The 21,083-nt window shown below is 66.1% G+C and carries 25 protein-coding genes and 2 tRNA genes; 14 read left to right on the top strand and 13 right to left on the bottom strand.

Going from position 1 to position 21,083, the window contains the following annotated elements:
* Positions 1-20: 20 nt before the first annotated feature.
* Positions 21-740, bottom strand: a complete 720-nt coding sequence (gene trmB / locus KBZ14_RS08545) for a tRNA (guanosine(46)-N7)-methyltransferase TrmB (RefSeq protein WP_255117906.1) — start codon at positions 738-740, stop codon at positions 21-23.
* Between the two features lie 7 nt (positions 741-747).
* Positions 748-2,034 carry an FIST signal transduction protein gene (locus tag KBZ14_RS08540; RefSeq protein WP_255117905.1) on the bottom strand — a complete coding sequence of 429 codons (1,287 nt, stop codon included), beginning with the start codon at positions 2,032-2,034 and terminating at the stop codon, positions 748-750.
* Between the two features lie 71 nt (positions 2,035-2,105).
* On the opposite strand from KBZ14_RS08540, the gene KBZ14_RS08535 reads away from it, so the two are divergent.
* Together KBZ14_RS08535 and KBZ14_RS08530 are read left to right on the top strand one after the other, a co-directional pair.
* Positions 2,106-2,720, top strand: coding sequence for a DUF3177 family protein (locus KBZ14_RS08535; protein ID WP_255117904.1), 615 nt, complete (start codon positions 2,106-2,108; stop codon positions 2,718-2,720).
* A 17-nt stretch (positions 2,721-2,737) separates the two neighbouring features.
* Complete coding sequence (locus KBZ14_RS08530; protein ID WP_255117903.1) at positions 2,738-3,055, top strand: DUF7734 family protein; 318 nt, start codon at positions 2,738-2,740, stop codon at positions 3,053-3,055.
* A gap of 5 nt (positions 3,056-3,060) precedes the next feature.
* Here the strand turns inward: KBZ14_RS08530 and ileS are convergent, their stop codons facing one another.
* Together ileS and KBZ14_RS08520 are read right to left on the bottom strand one after the other, a co-directional pair.
* Positions 3,061-5,988 carry an isoleucine--tRNA ligase gene (gene ileS, locus KBZ14_RS08525; RefSeq protein ID WP_255118013.1) on the bottom strand — a complete coding sequence of 976 codons (2,928 nt, stop codon included), beginning with the start codon at positions 5,986-5,988 and terminating at the stop codon, positions 3,061-3,063.
* Between the two features lie 25 nt (positions 5,989-6,013).
* Positions 6,014-6,583, bottom strand: coding sequence for a Ycf66 family protein (locus KBZ14_RS08520; protein ID WP_255117902.1), 570 nt, complete (start codon positions 6,581-6,583; stop codon positions 6,014-6,016).
* A gap of 53 nt (positions 6,584-6,636) precedes the next feature.
* Here KBZ14_RS08520 and KBZ14_RS08515 point away from each other — a divergent pair.
* Positions 6,637-6,718 (top strand) — tRNA-Leu (locus KBZ14_RS08515).
* Between the two features lie 70 nt (positions 6,719-6,788).
* On the top strand, positions 6,789-7,814 hold the full coding sequence (gene crtR / locus KBZ14_RS08510; RefSeq protein WP_255117901.1) for a beta-carotene hydroxylase: 1,026 nt from the start codon (positions 6,789-6,791) through the stop codon (positions 7,812-7,814).
* Positions 7,815-7,836: 22 nt separating this feature from the next.
* Here crtR and gatC read toward each other — a convergent pair whose 3' ends face one another.
* Entirely contained in the window at positions 7,837-8,130 is a 294-nt protein-coding gene (gatC, locus tag KBZ14_RS08505) for an Asp-tRNA(Asn)/Glu-tRNA(Gln) amidotransferase subunit GatC (RefSeq protein WP_255117900.1), read from the bottom strand.
* 9 nt (positions 8,131-8,139) lie between these two features.
* On the bottom strand, positions 8,140-8,916 hold the full coding sequence (locus tag KBZ14_RS08500) for a creatininase family protein (protein WP_255117899.1): 777 nt from the start codon (positions 8,914-8,916) through the stop codon (positions 8,140-8,142).
* A 70-nt stretch (positions 8,917-8,986) separates the two neighbouring features.
* On the opposite strand from KBZ14_RS08500, the gene KBZ14_RS08495 reads away from it, so the two are divergent.
* Positions 8,987-9,286: a DUF6679 family protein gene (locus KBZ14_RS08495; protein ID WP_255117898.1), complete on the top strand. Its 300-nt coding sequence runs from the start codon at positions 8,987-8,989 to the stop codon at positions 9,284-9,286.
* Here the strand turns inward: KBZ14_RS08495 and KBZ14_RS08490 are convergent.
* Positions 9,283-9,420, bottom strand: coding sequence for a DUF8629 family protein (locus tag KBZ14_RS08490; protein ID WP_255117897.1), 138 nt, complete (start codon positions 9,418-9,420; stop codon positions 9,283-9,285). The genes KBZ14_RS08495 and KBZ14_RS08490 overlap by 4 nt on opposite strands.
* 44 nt (positions 9,421-9,464) lie before the next feature.
* Between KBZ14_RS08490 and KBZ14_RS08485 the strand changes: the two genes are divergently transcribed.
* On the top strand, positions 9,465-10,115 hold the full coding sequence (locus KBZ14_RS08485) for a DNA-3-methyladenine glycosylase (protein ID WP_255118012.1): 651 nt from the start codon (positions 9,465-9,467) through the stop codon (positions 10,113-10,115).
* A gap of 26 nt (positions 10,116-10,141) precedes the next feature.
* Positions 10,142-11,152, top strand: coding sequence for an aspartate carbamoyltransferase catalytic subunit (locus tag KBZ14_RS08480; RefSeq protein WP_255117896.1), 1,011 nt, complete (start codon positions 10,142-10,144; stop codon positions 11,150-11,152).
* Between the two features lie 36 nt (positions 11,153-11,188).
* On the opposite strand, the gene KBZ14_RS08475 is transcribed toward KBZ14_RS08480, so the two are convergent.
* From KBZ14_RS08475 to KBZ14_RS08460, 4 genes are all read right to left on the bottom strand, one after another.
* Positions 11,189-11,518, bottom strand: a complete 330-nt coding sequence (locus KBZ14_RS08475; RefSeq protein ID WP_315856138.1) for a DUF565 domain-containing protein — start codon at positions 11,516-11,518, stop codon at positions 11,189-11,191.
* 158 nt (positions 11,519-11,676) lie between these two features.
* Positions 11,677-11,877, bottom strand: a complete 201-nt coding sequence (locus KBZ14_RS08470; RefSeq protein WP_255117894.1) for a DUF8635 family protein — start codon at positions 11,875-11,877, stop codon at positions 11,677-11,679.
* A gap of 160 nt (positions 11,878-12,037) precedes the next feature.
* Entirely contained in the window at positions 12,038-12,199 is a 162-nt protein-coding gene (locus KBZ14_RS08465; RefSeq protein WP_255117893.1) for a PCP reductase family protein, read from the bottom strand.
* Positions 12,200-12,234: 35 nt separating this feature from the next.
* A tRNA-Ala gene (locus KBZ14_RS08460) sits at positions 12,235-12,307 on the bottom strand.
* A gap of 124 nt (positions 12,308-12,431) precedes the next feature.
* Here KBZ14_RS08460 and isiD point away from each other — a divergent pair.
* Both isiD and coaBC read left to right on the top strand, forming a co-directional pair.
* Complete coding sequence (isiD, locus tag KBZ14_RS08455) at positions 12,432-12,662, top strand: protein IsiD (protein WP_255117892.1); 231 nt, start codon at positions 12,432-12,434, stop codon at positions 12,660-12,662.
* Positions 12,652-13,917: a bifunctional phosphopantothenoylcysteine decarboxylase/phosphopantothenate--cysteine ligase CoaBC gene (gene coaBC, locus KBZ14_RS08450; protein WP_255117891.1), complete on the top strand. Its 1,266-nt coding sequence runs from the start codon at positions 12,652-12,654 to the stop codon at positions 13,915-13,917. Before isiD ends, coaBC begins: the two co-directional genes overlap by 11 nt.
* An 18-nt stretch (positions 13,918-13,935) precedes the next feature.
* Here coaBC and KBZ14_RS08445 read toward each other — a convergent pair whose 3' ends face one another.
* On the bottom strand, positions 13,936-14,265 hold the full coding sequence (locus KBZ14_RS08445) for a hypothetical protein (RefSeq protein ID WP_255117890.1): 330 nt from the start codon (positions 14,263-14,265) through the stop codon (positions 13,936-13,938).
* Positions 14,266-14,405: 140 nt separating this feature from the next.
* On the opposite strand from KBZ14_RS08445, the gene psbO reads away from it, so the two are divergent.
* The 5 genes from psbO to KBZ14_RS08420 all read left to right on the top strand — a co-directional run bounded on the left by psbO (position 14,406) and on the right by KBZ14_RS08420 (position 19,786).
* Positions 14,406-15,218: a photosystem II manganese-stabilizing polypeptide gene (psbO, locus tag KBZ14_RS08440; protein WP_255117889.1), complete on the top strand. Its 813-nt coding sequence runs from the start codon at positions 14,406-14,408 to the stop codon at positions 15,216-15,218.
* Positions 15,219-15,351: 133 nt separating this feature from the next.
* Positions 15,352-16,524 carry a sulfate adenylyltransferase gene (sat, locus tag KBZ14_RS08435; RefSeq protein ID WP_255117888.1) on the top strand — a complete coding sequence of 391 codons (1,173 nt, stop codon included), beginning with the start codon at positions 15,352-15,354 and terminating at the stop codon, positions 16,522-16,524.
* A 78-nt stretch (positions 16,525-16,602) separates the two neighbouring features.
* Positions 16,603-18,447 (top strand): ATP-dependent zinc metalloprotease FtsH3, encoded by a 1,845-nt coding sequence (gene ftsH3 / locus KBZ14_RS08430; RefSeq protein WP_255117887.1) that lies wholly within the window; start codon positions 16,603-16,605, stop codon positions 18,445-18,447.
* 28 nt (positions 18,448-18,475) lie between these two features.
* Complete coding sequence (locus KBZ14_RS08425) at positions 18,476-19,141, top strand: bifunctional 4-hydroxy-2-oxoglutarate aldolase/2-dehydro-3-deoxy-phosphogluconate aldolase (RefSeq protein ID WP_255117886.1); 666 nt, start codon at positions 18,476-18,478, stop codon at positions 19,139-19,141.
* 39 nt (positions 19,142-19,180) lie between these two features.
* Entirely contained in the window at positions 19,181-19,786 is a 606-nt protein-coding gene (locus KBZ14_RS08420) for a hypothetical protein (RefSeq protein ID WP_255117885.1), read from the top strand.
* An 18-nt stretch (positions 19,787-19,804) separates the two neighbouring features.
* Here KBZ14_RS08420 and aroC read toward each other — a convergent pair whose 3' ends face one another.
* A complete protein-coding gene (aroC, locus tag KBZ14_RS08415) occupies positions 19,805-20,893 on the bottom strand; it encodes a chorismate synthase (RefSeq protein ID WP_255117884.1) in 1,089 nt (362 codons plus the stop codon).
* Positions 20,894-21,083 lie beyond the last annotated feature (190 nt).

Raw genomic sequence — 21,083 nt, 5'->3', positions numbered from 1 at the left:
CCGTCATGGGGGAGCCGTGTTCAGGCGTCCGGCACGCAGGCCGGGGCAGTGGCCGGATTATCGGCGTCTTCCAGCCATTGCTCCAGGTCTGCCAGGGCCGGTAAGGGGGCATCGTTGCGTTCGTAGAGCACCCGGTACACCGGTAGGCCCTGGGCCAACACATAGGTTTCACGCTCGGTGGGCATCGGCAGGGGGTTGGTAGCCCGCCAGGGCCTGGCGTCGCCGGCGGGCCTGCTGAAGCAGCCACTGGCTTCGCTCAGGGCCACCATCGGTTCGATCACCGCCAGGACATCGCTCTGCAGGAACAACTGCCGGCCCGGTTCGAGGGCCGCGGCAATCGCCAGCAGCAGCTGCGGCTGCAGCACCCGGCGCTTGTGGTGCTTTTTCTTGAACCAGGGATCCGGAAACTGGATCGACACCCGCTCCAGCAGGCCGGCGGGCAGCTCGGCCAGCCAGTCCTGCAGGCTCACATTGGCGTTGCAGAAGAGGTAGTGGAGGTTGCCGAGGCCGAGGGCCGTGCGGTCGGCCTCGGCGGCCGCCACGAGGGGTCGGCGGATCTCCACGCCCAGGTGGTTCCGGGCCGAATCTTGTTGGGCCATGGCCAGCAGAAAGCGGCCGCGGGCGCAGCCGATATCGAGGTGCAACGGCAGGCCGGCATCCCTGAACAATTCCGCAGGCTGCGGCAACCGCAACGGCAACTGGAAGAAGCGGCTGAGGGGATTGACGTGCTGACGGACCATCTGGGGCTTAGGGCTGGGCTTGGGGCTCCTCGTTGGGCAGCAGGAACCCCCAGCTGGCGGTGTAACCGTGCAGGTGGGTGGCCCCGGCCACCGGCCCGATTTCGCCATTGCAGAAGGCTCCGGCCACCGGAACGCTGCTGAACAACTTGCGGCAGGCCTTCACATCGCCATCCGCTGTTCCGTAGAGGCCTTCGCCGCGCCCGAGGCAGGCAAACAGCAGCGCCGCCAGGGGTTGGGGTTGCTGGCGTTGCTGGGCTCCGAGCAATTGCTCCTGCTCCTGGCGGGAGGTGTCGCCATCGCGCAACTGGAACTGCACCTGCTGCCCTACCCGCATCCGTTCGCCTACGGCCACCGAGCCCGTGCGGGGATCAACGCCGATCAGGTTGCGCACCAGGAAGGCGGCATCGCTGGGGGGCTCGCCGTTGGCGGGGAGCTGGAAGTTGGTCTTGGCGACCCCCAGAAACAGCGAGTGGCGCACCAGCTCGCGTTCCTTGGGGGTGAGGGTTTCGAGGATGGTCTGCAGGCAGGCCACTGGGGTGCCCGCACGCTCCTTGCAGCTGAGGCGCTGCACCACGTTGCGATCTGCCTGTTCCACCTCGAACACCGGCCCGATGGGGCGGCAGCCCTGGGCTACCACCGGATCGATGCGCCAGGCCCCGCCGATCAGGCAGCCCACGGCACCGTCCAGCACCTGGTCGTTGAGGAACAGGGAGCCATGGCTGGCGCTGTGTTGCCCGGCGATGCCACCCACCTTGCTCACTTGGGGGTAGGCGTAGTCGAGGCCACTGATCAGATCGTTGATGCCTGGGCAGCCCGGATCCACGAAAAGCAGCATGGATGTGGCGGCTTCTGGATCAGCGCCCACCCAGTCCACCCATTGCTGGCTCGGTCCATCCAGATCCGGCAGTTGGCCGGCATCGAGCTGAAACAGCTGCAGGTTGGCGCCGGGCAGCTGCAGCAAGGTCACGCTGATGCCGGGCTTGTGCTCCAGCTCGTGGGGTTGGCCGGTGGTGTCGGTGCCCACCACCCCGCCACCGGCACAGCCGATCCAGTGCTGCGCCGGGATGGCCTGGCGTAGCAGGGGCATCAGCCGTTGCAGATCGCTGGCGTAGGCGGTGGAGCAGAACACCAGGGCTAGATCCGCGCTGGGAGCCCCGCGCTTGATCTGAAGCGCAGCCACCAGCTCGGCCACGGCCGCCTCCAGCGACACGTTCTGCGAGAGGGCACTGCGGCAGCTGGCCGCGGTGGTGCTCCGGCGGGGAAAGGGCAATGGAAGCGAGAAGCGCCTGGCCATGGGCGGACCCTACAGCTGCAGCCCCCAGCACTGATCCGCGGATAATGAGGCCAACCTGACCTCCCTGCTCCGTGCCGGACCTGCTCTATCGCACCCTTGTCTGGCTCGATTACCGCCTGGCGGCCGTTTTCGCTGTGGGCTTACCGCTGGTGCTGCTGATCTGGGCGGCGATGAAGCAGGAGCGCGCCTTGGTGCGCTTGCTGGGCATCTACTGGAAGGTGGCCAGCTTGCTGCTGATCACGGTGCTGCTGCTCACCGATAACCGCCCCATCGGGTTTCTGATGGCCGTGCTGGCCCAGCTGTTGCTGGTGGTGAGCGTGTGGTTCTGGGTGGATCTCAATGAAGAGTTGGCGGATCTGCCGCCTTGGAGGCCGCTGCCGTTTGTGGTGCGTGCCTGGCGCTGGGGCGTAACGGTCTACGGCCTTTTGGGGGCAGCCCTCAGTGCCCTGGCCTTCAGCTGTGTGGGAGGTGGTCTGGTACGTCCGGTGTGCCGGGCCTGGCTGCAGGCCCCGGACGATCTGCATGGAGGCGCTGCCAGCGTCTTTAACTTCGTGTTCGGGGGGGCCTGGACGGGCACCGTGGCGGCCTTTGTGGGCTACGTGGCGCTGGTGGGCTACGTGGTGGGGCTGCTCCAGTGGCTGCTGGTGCGGCTGCCCAAGCAGGGCCGCGTGGCCGGTGGTTTCTGAGCGAGGAGGCGTTGGTGATGGCTGCTGATGGTGCGGAGCTGCTGCAGGCCCTCGAGGAGATCAGCAGGTCTCGCCCTGATCGGGTGTTGCGGCTGCGGGGCGAGCTACCTAGCGAGAGCGGTGGGCTCGAGGCGTTCGAGCTGTTGATCTTCCGCGGCTTTTCCAGCAGCGTCAGCCATCCCACTGCCTTTGATCCGGATCAACCGGCCCTGCCCGAAACGGCGCTGATTACCTCGGCCGAACTGCTGCAGGGGCCACTCAATCCGATGGCTGAGCAGCGGCTGGCGGGCCCGGCCGCGCCCACGGGCTTCCTGGAGCCAGCCGCCTGGGGCTGATCAAGTCAGTCCAGCACGGCCACACAGCGGCCGCAGAGGCTGGGATGGGCGCTGTGTTGGCCAATGTCGGTTTCGTAGTGCCAGCAGCGCTCGCATTTCTGGCCGTCGGCCTTGGCGATCCGCACGCGCAGGCCCGCCTCCTGGGCCTCCGCCAGCACCTCGGCACTCGTTCCTGCCATCCCAGCGCCGCTCAGCTCCAGGCTCGACACCAGAAGCCAGTCGGCCAGGTTGTCCACGCTGGGATGGGCTGAGGCTTCCAGCCACTGCAGGGCGGTGGCGAGGGGCGCAGCGGCCTCGCCATCCTCCAGGACAAGGTGCACTTGGGCCTCGAGCGACGCGCCCAGGGCTCCGCTGGCGCGGCAGCTCTCCAGCTGGCGGTTCACCAGGGCCCGCAGCTCCAGGATCCGCTCCATCGGCTGCGCCAGGTCTGCTTGGCGCCATCCGGTGGGGGCCGTGGGCCAGCCCCGCTCAAACACCGAGGCCTCGGCCACCGGGTAGGGCAGGTTCTGCCAAATGTCCTCGGCCATGTGGCAGAGCACCGGTGCGATCAGGCCGGCCAGGCGCTCCACCACTGCGGACAGCACCGTCTGGCAGCTGCGGCGGCGGAATTCATTGGCTCCGCTCACGTAGAGCCGGTCCTTGGCGATGTCGAGGTAGACGTTCGACAGGTCCACCACGCAGAAGTTCTGCAGGGATTGGAAGAAGCGGTAGAACTCGAAGCGTTCGAAGTCTCCTGTCACGCTGTCGATCAGGGCGGCGGTGCGCTGCAGCATCCACTGATCCAGCAGCGGCAGTTGGTCGTAGGGCACGGCATCGCGGTCTGGCGCGAAATCATGCAGGTTGCCCAGCAGGTAGCGGGCCGTGTTGCGCACCTTGCGGTACACGTCGGCCAGCTGCTTCACGATCCCCGGGCCCAGGGGCACGTCGGCCGAATAATCCACCGAGCTCACCCACAGGCGCAGCACATCGGCGCCGTAGGCCGGCTCCTGTTTTTCGTTCTTGCCGCCCTCCACCAGCACCGCTGGATCCACCACGTTGCCGAGGGATTTGCTCATCTTGCGGCCCTTCTCATCGAGGGTGAAGCCGTGGGTGAGCACCCGCTTGTAGGGGGCGTGGCCGTTCACGGCCACCGAGGTGAGCAGGCTGCTCTGGAACCAGCCGCGGTGCTGATCGCTGCCCTCGAGATACAGATCGGCGGGGTAGTGGAGTTCAGGGGCACGGCTCTGGGCGCCCGCCATCCCCCCCAGCACGCCGGCCCAGGAGGAGCCGGAGTCAAACCACACGTCCATGGTGTCGGTGCCCTTGCGCCATTGGCTGGCTTCCGCGGCGTAGGGCTCAGGCAGTAGGCCGGCCTCATCGCGCTGCCACCACACGTCGGCGCCGTGCTCGGCGATCAGCCCCTGGATGTGGCTGAGGGTGTCGGCATTGAGCAGCACCTCGCCGGTGGTGCGGTGATAAAAAACCGGAATCGGCACGCCCCATGTGCGCTGGCGGCTGATGCACCAGTCGCCCCGCTCGCTCACCATCGATTCGATCCGGTTGCGGCCGCTGGCCGGTAGCCACTCCACTTGGGCGATGGCCTCCAGGGCTTGCTGGCGGAAGCCTTCCACCGAAGCAAACCACTGCTCGGTGGCGCGGAAGATGGTGGGTTTCTTGGTGCGCCAGTCGTAGGGATAGCGGTGCTCGTAGCGCTCTTGTTTGAGCAGCAGGCCTGATCCCTCCAGCGCGCTGATGATGGTGGGGTTGGCGTCCTTGAGCACGTTGGTGCCGGCAAAGGGGCCGGCATCGGCGGTGAGGTTGCCGGCCTCATCCACCGGGCAGAGCACCGGCAGGCCGTATTTCTTGCCGGTGTTGAAGTCGTCCACGCCGTGGCCCGGTGCGGTGTGCACCAGGCCCGTGCCGGCTTCGGTGGTGATGTAATCGCCGCCGATCACCACCGGGCTGGTGCGTTCCAGTAGGGGATGGTGATACGTGATGCCTTCCAGCTCGGCACCTTTTACGGTCAGTACCGGCGTGAGCGTGAGGCCCAGAGTGGTTTCCAGGCCCTCGCGCAGCTCGCTGGCCACCACCAGGTGGCGCTCGCCGGCCTGGCAGATGCTGTAGTCGAGCCGTTCGTTCACCGACACCGCCAGGTTGGCCGGCAGGGTCCAGGGGGTGGTGGTCCAGATGGCCACCGACATGCCCCCGCCTGCCGTGCTCAGCTCAGGCGCCAGGCCAGCGCCGGCCATCTTGGCGGCCAGGGCCGCGGGCACGGATTCCACCGGGAACGCCACGTAGACGCTGGGGGAGGTATGGCCGTCGGGATATTCGAGTTCGGCCTCAGCCAGGGCGGTGCGGGAGCTGGGGCTCCAGTGCACGGGCTTGAGGCCCCGGTAGATGTGGCCCGCCAGCACCATGGCGCCGAACACCTGGATCTGGGCGGCCTCGTAGTCCTTTTGCAGCGTGAGGTAAGGCGTCTCCCAGTCGGCCCAGATGCCCCAGCGCTGGAAGCCCTGCTTCTGGCCGGCCACTTGTTCCAGGGCATAGGCGTGGGCCTTCTGGCGCAGGCTCACGGGGGTGAGCGCCTGGCGCTCGCTGCTGCTCAGCCCCTGCAGCACCTTGAGCTCGATCGGCAGGCCATGGCAGTCCCAGCCGGGGATGAACCGCGCCTTTTTGCCCTGCAGTAGGGCGGTTTTGTTGATGATGTCCTTGAGGATCTTGTTGAGGGCGTGGCCCACATGCAGGGCCCCGTTCGCATAGGGGGGGCCGTCGTGCAGGGTGAAGCTCTCGCCTGGGTTCTGCTGGCTGAGGCGTTCGTAGAGGCGCTGCTCAGCCCAGAAGGCCTGGATCTGGGGCTCCCGCTGCTTGGCGTTCGCCCGCATGGCGAAGGGCGTCTGCAGCAGGTTCAGGGTGTCCTTGTAGGAGACGGGCTCGGGCGCAGGGCTGGCGGTCACGTCGCCTGGGGGCAGCAACAGCCGATTATCCCGCTTGGCCGCTGGCGGCAGCCTCGATCAAGGCGTCGATGTCCTCAAAGGAGCTCACCACGGTGGTGGGGGAGCTGGTGGCTTCGGTGTCTGCTGGCGTTGTGGAGCCGTCCTCGGGTTTGGCCTGGGTGTCTTCGGGCCGCACCCAGCGCTTGCCGGTGCCAGTTTTCGGCTTGCCGGGGCGGTTGAAGGCCCCCAGCAGCCCGCCGGCGGTTTCGCCGCCTAGGGCCAGCAGGCGGGCGAGGGCCGCGCTGAGCTGGCCAAAGCTGGATTGCCAGCGCTCCAGGGAGCCCAGCCGTTGCTGTTCTTCCGGGGTCAGTTGGCGCCAGCGCCCCTGCAGCACCTCGCTACCCAGCCGCCCGATCAGCAGGCCGCCACAGAGCACCCCCAGCATGGGTGAGCCTGTGAGCCGCTCGGCGCTGGTGACCAGCACCAGGCCTAGGAGCAACACCACCGCTCCCCAGGCCGTATCCCTGGGCCGGCTGAGTTCCGTGGCCAGCAGTGGCAGCAGCAACACCGCCAGCCCCACCACCAAGGCCAGGGATCCGCTGAGGGTGGCGAGCATGGCCCCGGAGTGCGTTGACCCCATTGTGGGCGGCTGCCTACAGTTGTGCCCACGCCCACCTGGCGGAATTGGTAGACGCGCTGGTTTTAGGTACCAGTGGCTTCGGTCGTGGGGGTTCAAGTCCCCCGGTGGGCATCTTTTCTCGCCGAGAGGGCTCCGCTCCTTAAGGTGGGATTTCATTTCATGAATGGCGCTGCCCCAGGGGATGACGCACGCTCTGGCACAGCAACCGGACACCCTCGCCAGCCGTCAGGGCCTGCGCGCGTCCGTGAGCGCCGTTCCGAAGGAATTCCTTGATCCCCCCGCGGCCTGGAACCCCACGGTGGCGTTGTTCCTGGGGGGGTATGGGCTAGCTGCCCTCTCCATCGCCGGTTGGTTCGTTTGGGGGTGGCCCCTGCCGCTGCTGCTGGCCAGCGGCTTCCTCGCCCTCCACCTGGAGGGCACCGTGATTCACGATGCCTGCCACAACGCAGCGCATCCCAGCCGCTTCTGGAATGCCGTGATGGGCCATGGCGCAGCGCTGCTGCTCGGTTTCAGCTTCCCTGTGTTCACGAGGGTGCACCTGCAGCACCATGCCCACGTGAATGATCCGAAGAATGATCCGGATCACATCGTTTCAACCTTTGGCCCCCTGTGGCTGATTGCTCCGCGTTTCTTCTACCACGAGTTTTTCTTCTTCCGCCGCAAGCTCTGGCGGGGCAATGAGTTGCTGGAATGGGGCATTGCCCGCGGCATTTTCCTGGCCATCGTTCTGGCAGGAGTGAAATATGGCTTCATTGATTTCGTGTTCAATTGTTGGTTTGCCCCGGCCTTGATGGTGGGCGTCACCCTTGGGCTGTTCTTCGACTACCTCCCTCACAGGCCCTTTCAGTCGCGCAATCGCTGGCACAACGCCCGCGTGTATCCAGGGCGGATGATGAATTGGCTGATCATGGGCCAGAACTATCACCTGGTTCATCACCTCTGGCCATCCATTCCCTGGTTCGAATATCGGCCCGCTTATCACGCTACCAAAGATATTCTTGATGCAAAGGGATCTCCGCAGCGGCTTGGTTTGTTCGAAAGCCGTAGCGATTTCACCAACTTCATTTATGATGTTCTCTTGGGCGTGCGCAGCCACAAGCGCCGCCGCAGCAAGTTGCGCCCGATTGCTGCCCTGATGCCCTCATTCCGCAGCAAACGCCACGTGCTGGCCTTGCTGCATCGCACGGCTGTGTCCCCGCAGCGCTGAGTGGCTATTGGGCCGCAGACAGTTAGTCCGCAAGGATCTTGGGAACCCGGAAGAAGTCTCCCTCCCGCTGGGGGGCTTCGTTGAGCAGCTGTTCGCGCACGTCGGTGGCGCTCACCACGTCGTCGCGCGTCACGTTCACCACTTCCACGGCACGGGTGGTGGGGGGAACGCCCTCGGTGTCCACGGATTCCAGCTGGGCCACGTAGTCCAGGATGCGCTCCAGCTGGCCTGTGTAGGTGGCGATCTTCTCCTCGGGTAGGTCGAGGCGGGCCAGGTTGGCCACCTTGCGAACGTCGTCTGCGGTGATCTTGCTCATGGCAGAAACTTAGCTGTTGGGCTCGTTCAGGAAACGTTCCAGGTCGGCTACGAGGGCTGTGGCCGCCACATCCAGAAAGCGGGCACCGTGCTCGGCGCTGGCCAGGAAGGGATCGGAGCCCATGCGGCCATCGGGGTGGCGGCGGCGGAAATCTTCCGGGCTGTGGATGGGCCCAGCCGGCGCAGCCTCCGGCAGGGGCCGCTGCTTGCTCGCCAGGCTGGGTTCCAGGTGCAGGGTGATCGCGATTTCGCTGGGGGTGGCGTGGTGGCCTTCCCGATCGGCGTAGAGCTCCCGCGCCAGTTGCATGGCCTCGGGAGCCATGAACCAGTTGGCGAGTTTGCAGCGCAGGGCCGCGGCATTGGGCAGGCCGCGGCTGGCGGCAGTGCCGTAGGCCTGGGCGAAGGCGGCCTTGGTGGTGGCGATGTTGCCGCCGTGGCCGTTGATCACATAGATGCGCTCAAACCCATGGCGCGCCAGGGAGAGCACCACGTCGTGAATCACCGCTAGCAGGGTGGCGGGCTGCAGGCTCATGGTGCCGGCAAAGCCCAGGTGGTGCTCCGCCATGCCGAAGGCCTGGGCCGGAGTCACCAGCACGCCGGTGCGGCGGCCCACCTCCAGGGCCACGGCTTCGGCGGTGAGGGCATCGGTGCCAATGGCACCCGTCGGGCCGTGCTGTTCGGTGGAGCCCAGGGGCACAATCACCCCCTTGCAGCGGCTGAGGTACTCCTCCACCTCAGGCCAGCTGCGCAATTGCAGACGGATGGTTTCAGTACTGGTGGCAACCACGACGGCGAGTCAGCGTCAGTGCCGCCCATCATCCCTAGGATCGACATCAGGTGGTTCCTGAGGGTGCCCCATGCTTCAGCGCAAGCTCTACCGGTTTCAGTGCGAGCAACGCCCGATCTGGGTGTTTTTGCGGGATCAGCAGCGTTGGATCGAGCAGGCCCTCGTGGTGGAGTTGGAGGGCGACCTAGTGACCCTTCGCTACGACGCCGAGGACGACGATGAGATGCACAGCTGGGAAGAATGCGTGCGCCTGGATTCGATCGGCGCCGTGAGCACGCGGCTCGCCTTCTTCAGCCGCAGCGCAGAAGCTGAAGACATTGAGGTAACGGGCGATTGCCCGGAATCGGAGCAGCTGCCCAGCCAGGGCTAGTGGGCGGTGCCGTTGCCGTCGTATTGGTCGGTGTCGTAGTAGCCGCCCTTGGTGCCGAAGAACAGCGTGGTGAGCACGAACAGCCCGCTGCCGGCCAGCAGAACGGTGGCGAGGGTGAACCCGGAGGTGTGCATGGTGTGACGCTTGGGTTGTCTCCATTCTGAGGGCGTCCACAGGCATTGCCACGGCCTTGTCTTTGCATTGGCATCGTCCCCTCCCCCAATCCTTCTTCGCCCGCCCCGCCGAGGTAGTGGCACCCGAGCTCATCGGCTGCCTGCTGGTGAAGCGGCAATCCTCAGGTGAGTTGCTGTGGGGCGTGATTGTGGAAACGGAGGCGTATTGCCAATCCGAGCCCGCCTGCCACGGGCATCGCCGCCGCAGCGCCAGCAACGAAACCCTGTTTGGGGAGCCTGGGCGGTTTTATGTCTATGTGAGCTATGGCATCCACCACTGCGTGAACGTGGTGACGGATCGGGCTGATTGGGCCAACGGCGTGTTGCTTCGAGCGGTGGCGTTGCCGGGTGAGCCTGAGCGCACAGCGGCGGGGCCGGCCTTGCTGGCGCGGCGTTTTGCCATCGACCGCCGCCATGACGCCCGGCAGTGCCATCCCGATGAGGGTCTTTGGCTGGCTCCCCGTCCTGCGGCGCTGGCAGCATTGCCCGTAGAGGCCGTGGTTCAGACCACGCGGATCGGGATTAGCGAGGGCCAGAAGCTGCCTTGGCGTTGGTATCTGAGGGCCAGCCGCAGTGTGAGCAAACGGGCCCTGGGTGATCCCTTGCCGCGTGTCGCTGAGGCCTGGGTTCTGGCCGAGGGGGCCGGGGGCTTCTAGCCTGAGCCCGTGAACTGCCGGCACCCTTGAGCGACTGGAACCACCGCCACGTGCTGGATCTGGCGGCCTTCTCGCTTGCGGATTACGCCACCGTTCTGGAGCTGGCCCAGCGTTTTCGGGTCATGCCCACCACCGGTGCCCGCAAGCTTCCCGCCCTGCAGGGCCGGCTGGTCACCACCCTTTTCTTTGAGCCCAGCACCCGCACCCGCAGCAGCTTCGAGCTGGCGGCCAAGCGCCTCTCGGCCGATGTGCAGAGCTTTTCGCCGTCGTCGAGTTCCCTCAGCAAGGGTGAAAGCCTGCTCGACACCGTGCGCACCTATGTGGCCATGGGGGCCGATTTGCTGGTGGTGCGCCACCGCTGCACGGGCGTGCCCGCCTCCCTCGCCCGTGATCTGGAGGCCAGCGGTGATCGGGTGGCGGTGCTCAATGGTGGCGATGGCCTGCACAGCCATCCCAGCCAGGGGTTGCTGGATCTGTTCACCCTGGCGCGTCACTTTGCTCCTGATGCCCCCACGCCCCAGGCCCTGGCGGGGCGACGCATCGTGATCGTGGGGGATGTGCTGCACTCCCGTGTGGCCCGCTCCAACCTCTGGGCCCTCACGGCCTGCGGGGCCGATGTGGTGCTGTGCGGGCCGTCCACCCTGCTGCCCAGCAGCTTTGCCGAGTTCGTGGCGGCGCCACCGCCCGGCCAGGCCAGCGATCCGGTGGCGTCTCGCGGGCGGATCATCGTGGACTATGACCTGGACCAGGCTCTGACTGGTGCGGATGCGGTGATGACTCTGCGCCTCCAGAAAGAGCGCATGCACCAACACCTCCTCACCAGCCTCGAGAGCTATCACCGCCACTACGGCCTTACCCATCAGCGGCTTGAGCGTTGTGGCCAGCCCGTGCCGGTGCTCCATCCCGGGCCCGTGAACCGGGGGGTGGAGATGAGCGGTGCCCTGCTCGATGATCCCCAGCGGTGCCTGGTGGAGGAGCAGGTGCGCAATGGCATCCCCATCCGCATGGCGTTGCTCTACCTGCTGGCGGCGCGCTGAGGCTCGCCAGTTGCTGGGAGTCGGCGCTTGCAGCCCCTACAGCAACTTGAAGCCTTCCAGCAGCAGCCCGTAGGTGAAGCCCAGGCGCAGCATGTCCAGCAGTTGCAGGGTCAGCTTGTCCCCCGGGCGCCGTCGCAGCGGCCGCCGCAGCCTCACCGCCACTTCCACGGCCACCACGCAGATCAGCGCCGCCAGCGGATCCAGCAGCGCCAGGGCGCCCGTGACCGTGGTGAGGGCGCTGGCCATATAGAAACTGCCAAGTAGCGCGATCAGCTGCAGCGAAAGGCGGCGCCAGGGATTGATGGCCCAGCGCTCGAGCCTGGCTCCAGCTCCTCCGAGGCTCTGTTGCAGACGGGTCTGTTGCACTGGCAAGGGGCTCAGCCACCTCCTCGATGGGGCGCCAGGACGCGGTGTGTTGCTGTGCGCCTTCTACTGCATCGGCACACAAAAAGCCCGAGCCCGTGGCCCGGGCTTGGCAGTGGTGGGATCAGCGTGAGGGGGCTGTCCCTGCCGCTCCAAGGCCTTCAGGCGTCAGCGTCCTTGCTCTTGCGGGAGCCTTTGCCCTCCAGCAGTTCCAGCAGCGCCTCCATCTGGGCCATCACGCCACGTACCTCGCCCGCCTCGGGCAGTAGGCCGTCATCCATCACGCCCTGGTGCATTTCGCGGAGTTCTTGGCGGATGTATCGCAGGTGGCTCACCACCTGCTCGCGCTTGGATTGCGACATGGAGCGAGTTCTGTGTTAGCCCTCCCTTTTACCGCATCGTCCGGCCGTGAGCGCTCGGCCGATTGCCACTGCTCCAAACCCCACAAGCACCACGGTCCTCCCCACGCTGAGTAGAGAGGGCATGGCTCCGATTCCCAACAGCGCGGCTTCGCCAGACGGCTCACTTCTGGCCGAAGCGGGCCTTGGCGTCTTCGTAGAAGGCCAGATCGATGCCGCTCAGACCGCTTTCGCTGGCCATGGCCTCAATCCGCTTGCGCACGGCCGGGCGTACGAAAAAGGGAATTTCCTTGAGCTTGGCTTCCGCCTCGGCGCTCCAGTTCATCGCCAGGGCCTCCCGGGGCTCAAACCGTTTGACGATGGAGAATAGGGGACTCGAACCCCTGACCTCTGCGGTGCGATCGCAGCGCTCTACCAGCTGAGCTAATTCCCCGGTTGGCGGCCGCAACGGTGGCCTCACGCAGAAGTTATCAGTCTTGCGGCCGATTTTGCGCTCGGCTGCAGTGGCCGGTTGAGTCTGTGGGGACAGAGAATGGAGGGCCCTGTGCTGGCCAGTCATGCGTGAGCCCCATGCCACGGCCCCTGGAACGATCACGCCCGAGCTGGTGGCCTCCTTTGATGAGGCGTCCACGGCGGAATTGGCGCGTCGTCTCGATGAGGACGACTACCCCACCCCGTTTGCGGGCCTGCAGGACTGGCACGTGATGCGTGCCCTTGCCATCCATCGCCCCGAGTTGGCCAGGCCCTATCTGCATTTGGTGGACCAGGAACCCTTCGATGAGGACTGAGCCTCACCGGCCGCCTGGCTCCGCTGCGGATCCCCTGGAGGGGCGCCGGATCCTGGTGGGTATCAGCGGCAGTATTGCGGCTGTGAAGCTGCCGCTGCTGGTGAGTGCCCTGGCCAAGCGCGGTGCTCAGGTGCGCTGTGTGCTCACCCCCAGCGCTGCGGCCCTGGTGAGCCCTGTGGCGCTGGCCAGCCTCAGCCGCCATCGCTGTTATCTCGATGCCGACCAGTGGAGCCCCCAGGCGGCGCGGCCCCTCCATATCGAGTTGGCGGAATGGGCCGAGCTGGTGGTGCTGGCCCCACTCAGCGCCACCAGCCTGGCGCGCTGGGTGCATGGCCTCGGCGACACCCTGCTGGCGTCATTGCTGCTCGCCACCGAGGCGCCGGTGTTGGCTGCCGCCGCCATGAATACAGCCATGTGGGGTGCACCGGCCGTGGCACGCAACTGGGCAGAGCTTCAGGGCCATGCACGGGTCCTTCCCTTGGGCCCCGCCGCTGGCCTGCTGGCTTGCGACCGGGAGGGAGCAGGCCGGATGGCGGAACCGGCCCTGTTGCTGCTGGCGCTGGAATCGCTCGCCCTCTGGGGGTGCCGGCGAGATTGGCAGGGCCGGCGTTTGTTGGTCACGGCGGGCCCCACCCGCGAGTGGCTGGATCCAGCCCGTTGCATCAGTAATCCCAGCACTGGCCGCATGGGTGTGCTACTGGCCCAGGCGGCTCGGCTGCGGGGGGCTGAGGTGGAGCTGATCCACGGCCCCTTGGCGGTGGACCCAGCCTGGTTGGAGGGGTTGCACTGCCACCCGGTGGACACCGGCGCTGATCTGCAGGAGCGCTTGCGTGCGCTGCAGGGGCAGGCGGATGCCATCGCCATGGCGGCGGCCGTGGCCGACCACCGCAGGGCGGGAGCTCTGGATCACAAGCTCGACAAGGCCCACCTCGCCCTGGCGATGGAGGCGGGTTGGGAACCCGTGCCGGATCTGTTGGCGGAGTTGGTGGCCCGGCGCCCCGCCGGTCAGCGGATCCTGGGGTTCGCGGCCCATTCCGGCGATGTGCTGCCCCAGGCCCAGGCCAAGTTCAAGCGCAAGGGCTGCGATCTGCTATTCGCCAATCCCATCGATCAGCCAGATGCCGGTTTTGGCGCCGCCACCAATGAGGGCTGGCTACTCGGGCCGGGCGATCGCAGCGAGACGTTCCACTCCGCAAGCAAATTGCAGCTGGCCCACAGGCTGCTGTCGGCCCTGGGTGGCTTGCTGGAGAGCTGAGCTGCTTCAGGCCTGGGTTCAGGCGGCCAGGGGCGAGCTGTTGCCGTCGCTCTGCATCAGGTCCATGAACGTTTTGAGCTGCAGCCGGGGGATGTAGGGCCAGCCGCCGCTTTTCTCCATGCTCTGCAGCAGGTTGAACAGCTCGCCTCGATCGGCGGGCATGCTCGCCCTGAATGGTCCGTCCTGGATGGTGCGGTGCAGGTCTTCCAGGCGGCGCAGCAACAGCAGCAGCGCTTCCGGTTCGCCATCCACTTCGGCCGCCAGTCCATTCAGCCCCTGCAGCAACACCTCAAGCCTGGTGTCCCAGGGGGTCGGGGCGGTTGGGGCGGTGCTGTTGCCGTCGGTCATGGGGCCTGCTGCTTGCGCTCCCTCATACAGGTTGTTGAGAGCCGCGACATGGTACGCGGAATCAGGGTTTTGCACCGGTAGTATCCGCAGCGGGCGCACCCCAATTAAGAGGTTTTTCCCTGCCAGACCGGCTTCTCCCCATGCGTTTCCGTCCCCTGCTGGCCCTCGTGCTGGCGCTCTGTCTGACCCTGGTCACCGCCTGCAGCGGCGGTGCCAAGGCCGTCGACCGGGCCAACCTGACTTACGACGACATTCACAACACCGGTCTGGCCAATGACTGCCCGACCCTGCCTGATTCGGCCCGTGGCTCCATTGCTCTGGATTCCTCAGCGAAATACCAGTTGCTCGAGATCTGCATGCACCCTGCTGAGGTGTATGTGAAAGGTGAGCCCGCCAATAAGCGCCAGGAGGCGCAGTTTGTGCCGAGCAAGATCCTCACCCGTTTCACCACCAGCCTGGATCAGGTGTATGGCGATCTCGCGGTGAGCGGCAACGGCCTGAACTTCCAGGAGCAGGGCGGCCTCGATTTCCAGCTGATCACCGTGCTGCTGCCCGGTGGTGAGGAAGTGCCTTTCGTGTTCTCCAGCAAGGAGCTGGCGGCCACCGCTGATGGCACCGCCATCAGCACCAGCACCGACTTCGACGGCTCCTACCGCGTTCCCAGCTACCGCACCTCCAACTTCCTGGATCCCAAGGCCCGTGGCCTCACCACCGGCTACAGCAGTGCTGTGGGTCTGGTTCCAGCTGGTGATGATTTCACTGGCGAGAGTGTGAAGCGCTACGTGGATGGCACAGGCAACATGAATCTCTCCATCACCAAGGTGGATTCCGCCACCGGTGAATTTGCCGGGGTGTTCACGGCTATCCAGCCGTCCGACACCGACATGGGCACCAAGGAGACCATGGACGTCAAGATCGTGGGCCAGGTCTACGGTCGTCTCGAAAAAGCCTGATCGCCGGCTCGGCTCAGGCTTGATGGTTGGGGGGCCGATGGCCCCCTTTTCTATGGCGGTTCGTGGGCCGGGCCGCCCGGCAATCCCTGTCTGGGAGAATCGCCGCCATTACCCCGTACAGCCCCCCCCTCGCATGACCAGCACCGCTGCTCCCTCTGCCCGCCAGGGCCTGATCGCCCCCCACGGCGGCACCCTGGTGGATCTACGGGTTCCTGCTGAGCAGCGTGAGGTCGTCAAGGCCGGTGTGGACCACGTGGTGGAGTGCTCCGATCGCAACGCCTGCGACGTGGAACTGCTGATGGTGGGTGGCTTCTCGCCCCTGCGCGGCTTTATGCACCAGGAGGACTACCAATCTGTGGTGGCGGGCAACCGCACCACCAGCGGCCTGCTGTTTGGTTTGCCGATCGTGATGGACACCCAGCGCGATGACATCCAGGTGGGCCAGAAGCTCCTGCTCACCTATCGCGGCCAGGAGCTGGCGGTGATGACGGTGGAGAGCAAGTGGGAGCCCGATAAGGCCCGTGAGGCCCTGGGCTGCTACGGCACCACCTCGATCGAGCACCCGGCGGTGAAGATGATCGCCACGGAGCGCGGGCGCTATTACCTCGGTGGGACCATCCTGGGCCTGGACTTGCCGGAGCGGGTGTTCCCCTGCAAGACCCCTGCCGAGGTGCGCGCCACCCTGCCCGAAGGGCAGGACGTGGTGGCCTTCCAGTGCCGCAACCCCATTCACCGCGCCCACTACGAACTGTTCACCAGGGCCTTGGACGCCAGCAATGTGAGCGAGCAGGGCGTGGTGCTGGTGCATCCCACCTGTGGCCCCACCCAGGACGACGACATCGCCGGAGCCGTGCGCTTCCAGACCTACGAGCGGCTCGCTGCTGAGGTGAACAACCCCCGCATCCGTTGGGCCTACCTGCCCTATTCGATGCACATGGCGGGCCCCCGTGAGGCCCTGCAGCACATGATCATCCGCAAGAACTACGGCTGCACCCACTTCATCATCGGCCGCGATATGGCTGGCTGTAAGAGCTCCATCAGCGGCGACGACTTCTACGGCCCTTACCAGGCCCAGGACTTCGCCCGCGACAACGCGCCCGAGCTCGGCATGGAGACCGTGCCGTCCCTGAACCTCGTGTTCACCGAGGAAGAGGGTTACGTCACGGCTGAGCACGCCGAGGCCCGTGGCCTGCATGTGAAAAAGCTCAGCGGCACCCAGTTCCGCCAGATGCTGCGCAGTGGCGAGGAGATCCCCGAGTGGTTCGCCTTCCGTAGCGTGGTGGAGGTGCTGCGCTCAGCTTCCTGAGCCCTTGCGCCGAAACCGCCAACCAACTAGGCAGGCGGCAGTTAACATTCCTTTACCGAACAGTCCGGAGAGCCCAAAGTGAAGAAGCGCTGGCGGAATGCGGGGCTCTACGTGCTCTTGGCGGTGGTGGTGATCGCTGTGGGCACGGCCTTCCTGGATCGTCCTGATCCGGCCAACGCACCCCGCACCCTCCGCTACAGCGATTTTGTGGAGGCCGTGGAGTCCAATGAGGTGTCGCGGGTGTTGATCGCCCCCGATCGGGGCACCGCCCAGGTGGTGGAGAACGACGGCCAGCGTGCCGTGGTGAACCTTGCCCCTGACAAGGACCTGCTCAAGCTCCTCGAGACCCACAAGGTGGACATCGCCGTGGAGCCTTCCCGCCAGCCCCAGGCCTGGCAGCAGGCGGTGGGCTCCCTGATCTTCCCGCTTCTGCTTCTGGGGGGCCTCTTCTTCCTGCTGCGCCGCGCCCAGGGCGGCGGCGGCAACCCCGCCATGAACTTCGGCAAGAGCAAGGCGCGGGTTCAGATGGAGCCCCAGACCCAGGTCACCTTCGGCGATGTGGCCGGCATCGAGGGCGCCAAGCTGGAGCTCACCGAAGTCGTCGACTTCCTCAAGAACCCTGATCGCTTCACCGCCGTCGGCGCGAAGATTCCCAAGGGTGTGCTGCTGGTGGGCCCCCCCGGCACCGGTAAAACCCTGCTCGCCAAGGCTGTGGCCGGTGAAGCGGGCGTGCCCTTCTTCTCCATCTCCGGTTCCGAGTTCGTGGAGATGTTTGTGGGCGTGGGCGCCAGCCGCGTGCGCGACCTGTTTGAGCAGGCCAAGAAAAGCGCGCCCTGCATCGTCTTCATCGACGAGATCGATGCCGTGGGTCGCCAGCGTGGCGCCGGCCTCGGTGGCGGTAACGACGAGCGCGAACAGACCCTCAACCAGCTCCTCACGGAGATGGATGGATTCGAGGGCAACACCGGCATCATCATCGTGGCGGCCACCAACCGCCCCGATGTTCTGGATGCGGCGCTGATGCGTCCGGGCCGTTTCGACCGTCAGGTGGTGGTGGATCGTCCCGACTACGCCGGACGCCTCCAGATCCTGGGGGTTCACGCCCGCGGCAAGACCCTCGCCAAGGACGTGGATCTCGACAAGATCGCCCGCCGCACCCCCGGTTACACCGGCGCTGATCTGGCCAACCTGCTCAATGAGGCAGCGATTCTGGCGGCCCGCCGTCAGCTCACCGAAGTCGCCATGGATGAGGTGAACGACGCCATTGAGCGCGTCATGGCGGGTCCGGAGAAGAAGGACCGGGTGATGAGCGAGAAGCGCAAGCGGCTGGTGGCCTATCACGAGGCGGGCCATGCCCTAGTGGGTGCCCTGATGCCCGATTACGACCCGGTCCAGAAGATCTCGATCATTCCCCGCGGCAACGCCGGCGGCCTCACCTTCTTCACGCCCTCGGAGGAACGGATGGAATCGGGCCTCTACTCCCGCGCCTATCTCCAGAACCAGATGGCCGTTGCTCTCGGCGGTCGCGTTGCCGAAGAGATCGTCTACGGCGAAGACGAAGTGACCACCGGTGCCTCCAACGACCTCCAGCAGGTGGCTCGGGTGGCCCGCCAGATGGTGACCCGCTTCGGCATGAGTGATCGCCTCGGTCCTGTGGCCTTGGGGCGGAGCCAGGGCGGCATGTTCCTGGGCCGTGATATCGCCGCCGAGCGTGATTTCTCTGAGGACACTGCTGCCGCCATCGACGAGGAGGTGAGCCAGCTCGTGGCCGAGGCCTACAGGCGCGCCACCGCCGTGCTCACGGGCAACCGTTCGGTACTTGATGAGTTGGCCGAGATGCTGGTGGAGAAGGAAACCGTGGATGCCGAGGATCTGCAGGAGCTTCTGATCCGCTCGGATGTGAAGGTGGCCGAATACGTCTGATCGCTTCGTCTACGGCTCCGATGGCTTGGTGGATCCCTCCGGCCTGATCGACAGCCTGCACCGCCAGCCCGTGCTGGCGGTGCTCCGTCCCCAGTCCGCCCAACAGGCCCACCGCCAGCTCGAGCAATTGCTGGCGGTGGGCCTTGTGCATGTGGAGCTTGCCGTGGAGCAGCAGCACCACCGCCTCCCGGCCTGGACGGCTATGGCCCGCCGGCTGTGCGAAGCCTTCCCTGGCCTTCGCCTCGGGGCCGCCTCTGTGCGACGTGCTGAGGGGCTGGCGGCGGCGGTGGCAGCCGGCCTGCACTATGTGGTGTCGCCGATCCTGGATCCACGGCTGCTGGAGCAGGCCCAAGGGGCGGGGCTCACGCTCGTACCCGGCGTGTTCAGCCCAACAGAGGTGGATGCCGCTGTTCGTTATGGCTGCGGAGCCGTGAAGCTCTATCCCGCATCGGCGCTGGGGTGTGGCTATTGGCCATCGCTGCAGGGGCCCTTGGGGCCCCTGCCCTTCTGTATCGCGGCGGGTGGTCTGCGCTGTGGTGATGTGTTGCCATGGCTCGAGGCCGGAGTGGATGCTGTGGCCCTCGGCCATGGCCTCTTCGATGTCCGGGGCCAGCAGCCGTTGCTGGATGCGGGATTAGCCCCGCTTCTGGCACAGCTTCCCCAGGGCGACAACGGCGCCGTGTTGTCAACCTGAGATTGCGGTGCTACCCCTGAGATAGAGGTTCTCTCGTTTATGTCTCAGCTCACGATCAAGCTCAGTGCCAAGGCCGATGCCCTGATTGCTCAGCTTCAGAAGGAGATCTTCAACCGTCGTCGCAAGAAGGTGTCGGCGGCGGGCGTGATGGAAACCCTCGTTGAGAGCGCTGCCAAGTCGCAGTCGGATAAGCGCTTCGCCACCTCTTGGCAGAACCTCATTGCCGACATCGAAAAGGCGGCGCAGGTGGCCAATGCCCATGGCACCAAGCCAGCCACTCTCACCGATGCCGAGTGGGCAATGGTGCTCAGCCACCGCTCCCGTTCGGCGTCCACGAAGGCTCCCGCTAAGGCTGCAGTCCGCCAACCTGCTGCCGCGAAGGCCAAATCGGTGGCCAAACCCGCGGCTAAGAACTCCGTGAAGAAGAGGGCCGTGAAAGCCGCCAGCGCGAAACCGGCGGCCCAGCCCGCAGCAGCCAAGAAGCCAGCCGCCAAACGCACCGTGGCCCAAAAGCCCTCTGTGCCAGCGCGTGGTGGCTCTTCGGTGGCCAAACGCATGGCCAAGGCGATGAGTCGGCTGGCCTCTCCGGCGGGGGCTGCCGCCCCCAGTAGCAACGGCACCGGTGTGTTGGCGGGGGTGAGCTGAGCGCAGCCCGTGCCCGCCTTACCAGAGGCTGCACTGACCCTGTTGGCGCAGCAGGTGGTCCGCTAAAACCAGGGCCACCATCGCCTCCACCATCGGCACGGCTCTGGGCAGGACGCAGGGGTCGTGCCGACCTTTCGCTTCCAGGGTGGTGGCTTCGCCCAGGGCATTGATGGTTTGCTGGGCCTTGCGGATCGTGGCCGTGGGCTTGAAGGCCACCCGCAGGCAGATCTCCTCACCGTTGCTGATGCCGCCCTGGATGCCGCCTGAGTTGTTGGTGGCGGTGTGGAGCCGGCCGTCTTCCGTGGGCAGGAAGGCGTCGTTGTGTTCACTGCCCCGTAGCAGGGTGCCCTCAAAGCCGGAGCCGATCTCAAAGCCCTTGGTGGCAGGCAGCGACATCACCGCTTTGGCCAGATCCGCTTCCAGCTTGTCGAACACCGGCATGCCCAGACCCACGGGTGCACGGCGCACCAGGCACTCGATCACGCCACCGCAGGAATCACCGTCGCGACCGATGGCCTCAATGCGTTCGATCATCTGTTGAGCGCTGGCTGGATCGGGACAGCGCACGATGTTGCTCTCCACCGCTTCCATGGTCACCGTGGCTGGATCCACGCTGGCCTCAATCGTGTGGATGCGTTTCACCCAGGCGATCACTTCCGTGCCATGGGCTTTGGCCAGCAGCTGTTTGGCGATCGCACCGGCGGCGACACGGCCGATGGTTTCACGGGCTGAGGCTCGGCCACCGCCGCTGCGGGCCTGGATCCCGTACTTCGCCTGATACGTGGCATCGGCGTGGGAGGGCCGAAAGGCCACCTCCATCTCCTTGTAATCCTGGGGGCGTTGATCTTTGTTGCGCACCACCATGGCGATGGGGGTGCCGAGGGTCACGCCGTCCAGAAGGCCGCTCAGCACCTCAACCCGGTCGTCTTCCTTCCGGGGTGTGGTGATTTTGCTCTGTCCCGGTTTGCGCCGGTCGAGTTCGGCCTGGATCGCCTCGAGATCGAGGGCTAGCCGCGGTGGGCAACCATCCACGATCACGCCCACGCCGCCGCCATGGGATTCGCCGAAGGTGCTGATGCGGAAGAGATCGCCGAAGCTGCTGCCCATGGAGTCAACGCGCTCGGATGAGCCTACAAAGTTGGGTTCTGGCTAGGTGCGCCCCATCCCCAAGGCGCCAATAAAAAAGCCCCCGCCGTAGCGGGGGCTCGTTAACCGGACTGTTGGCTTCAGCCGATCACAGGTGCGGTCAGAGCCACGGGGGTGGCTTCTGCAGCGGCCAGGTCGAGGGGGAAGTTGT

The organism is Synechococcus sp. HJ21-Hayes (assembly GCF_024345835.1).
Lineage (GTDB): Bacteria > Cyanobacteriota > Cyanobacteriia > PCC-6307 > Cyanobiaceae > Vulcanococcus.
This window is presented reverse-complemented; position numbering and strand designations above follow the sequence as displayed.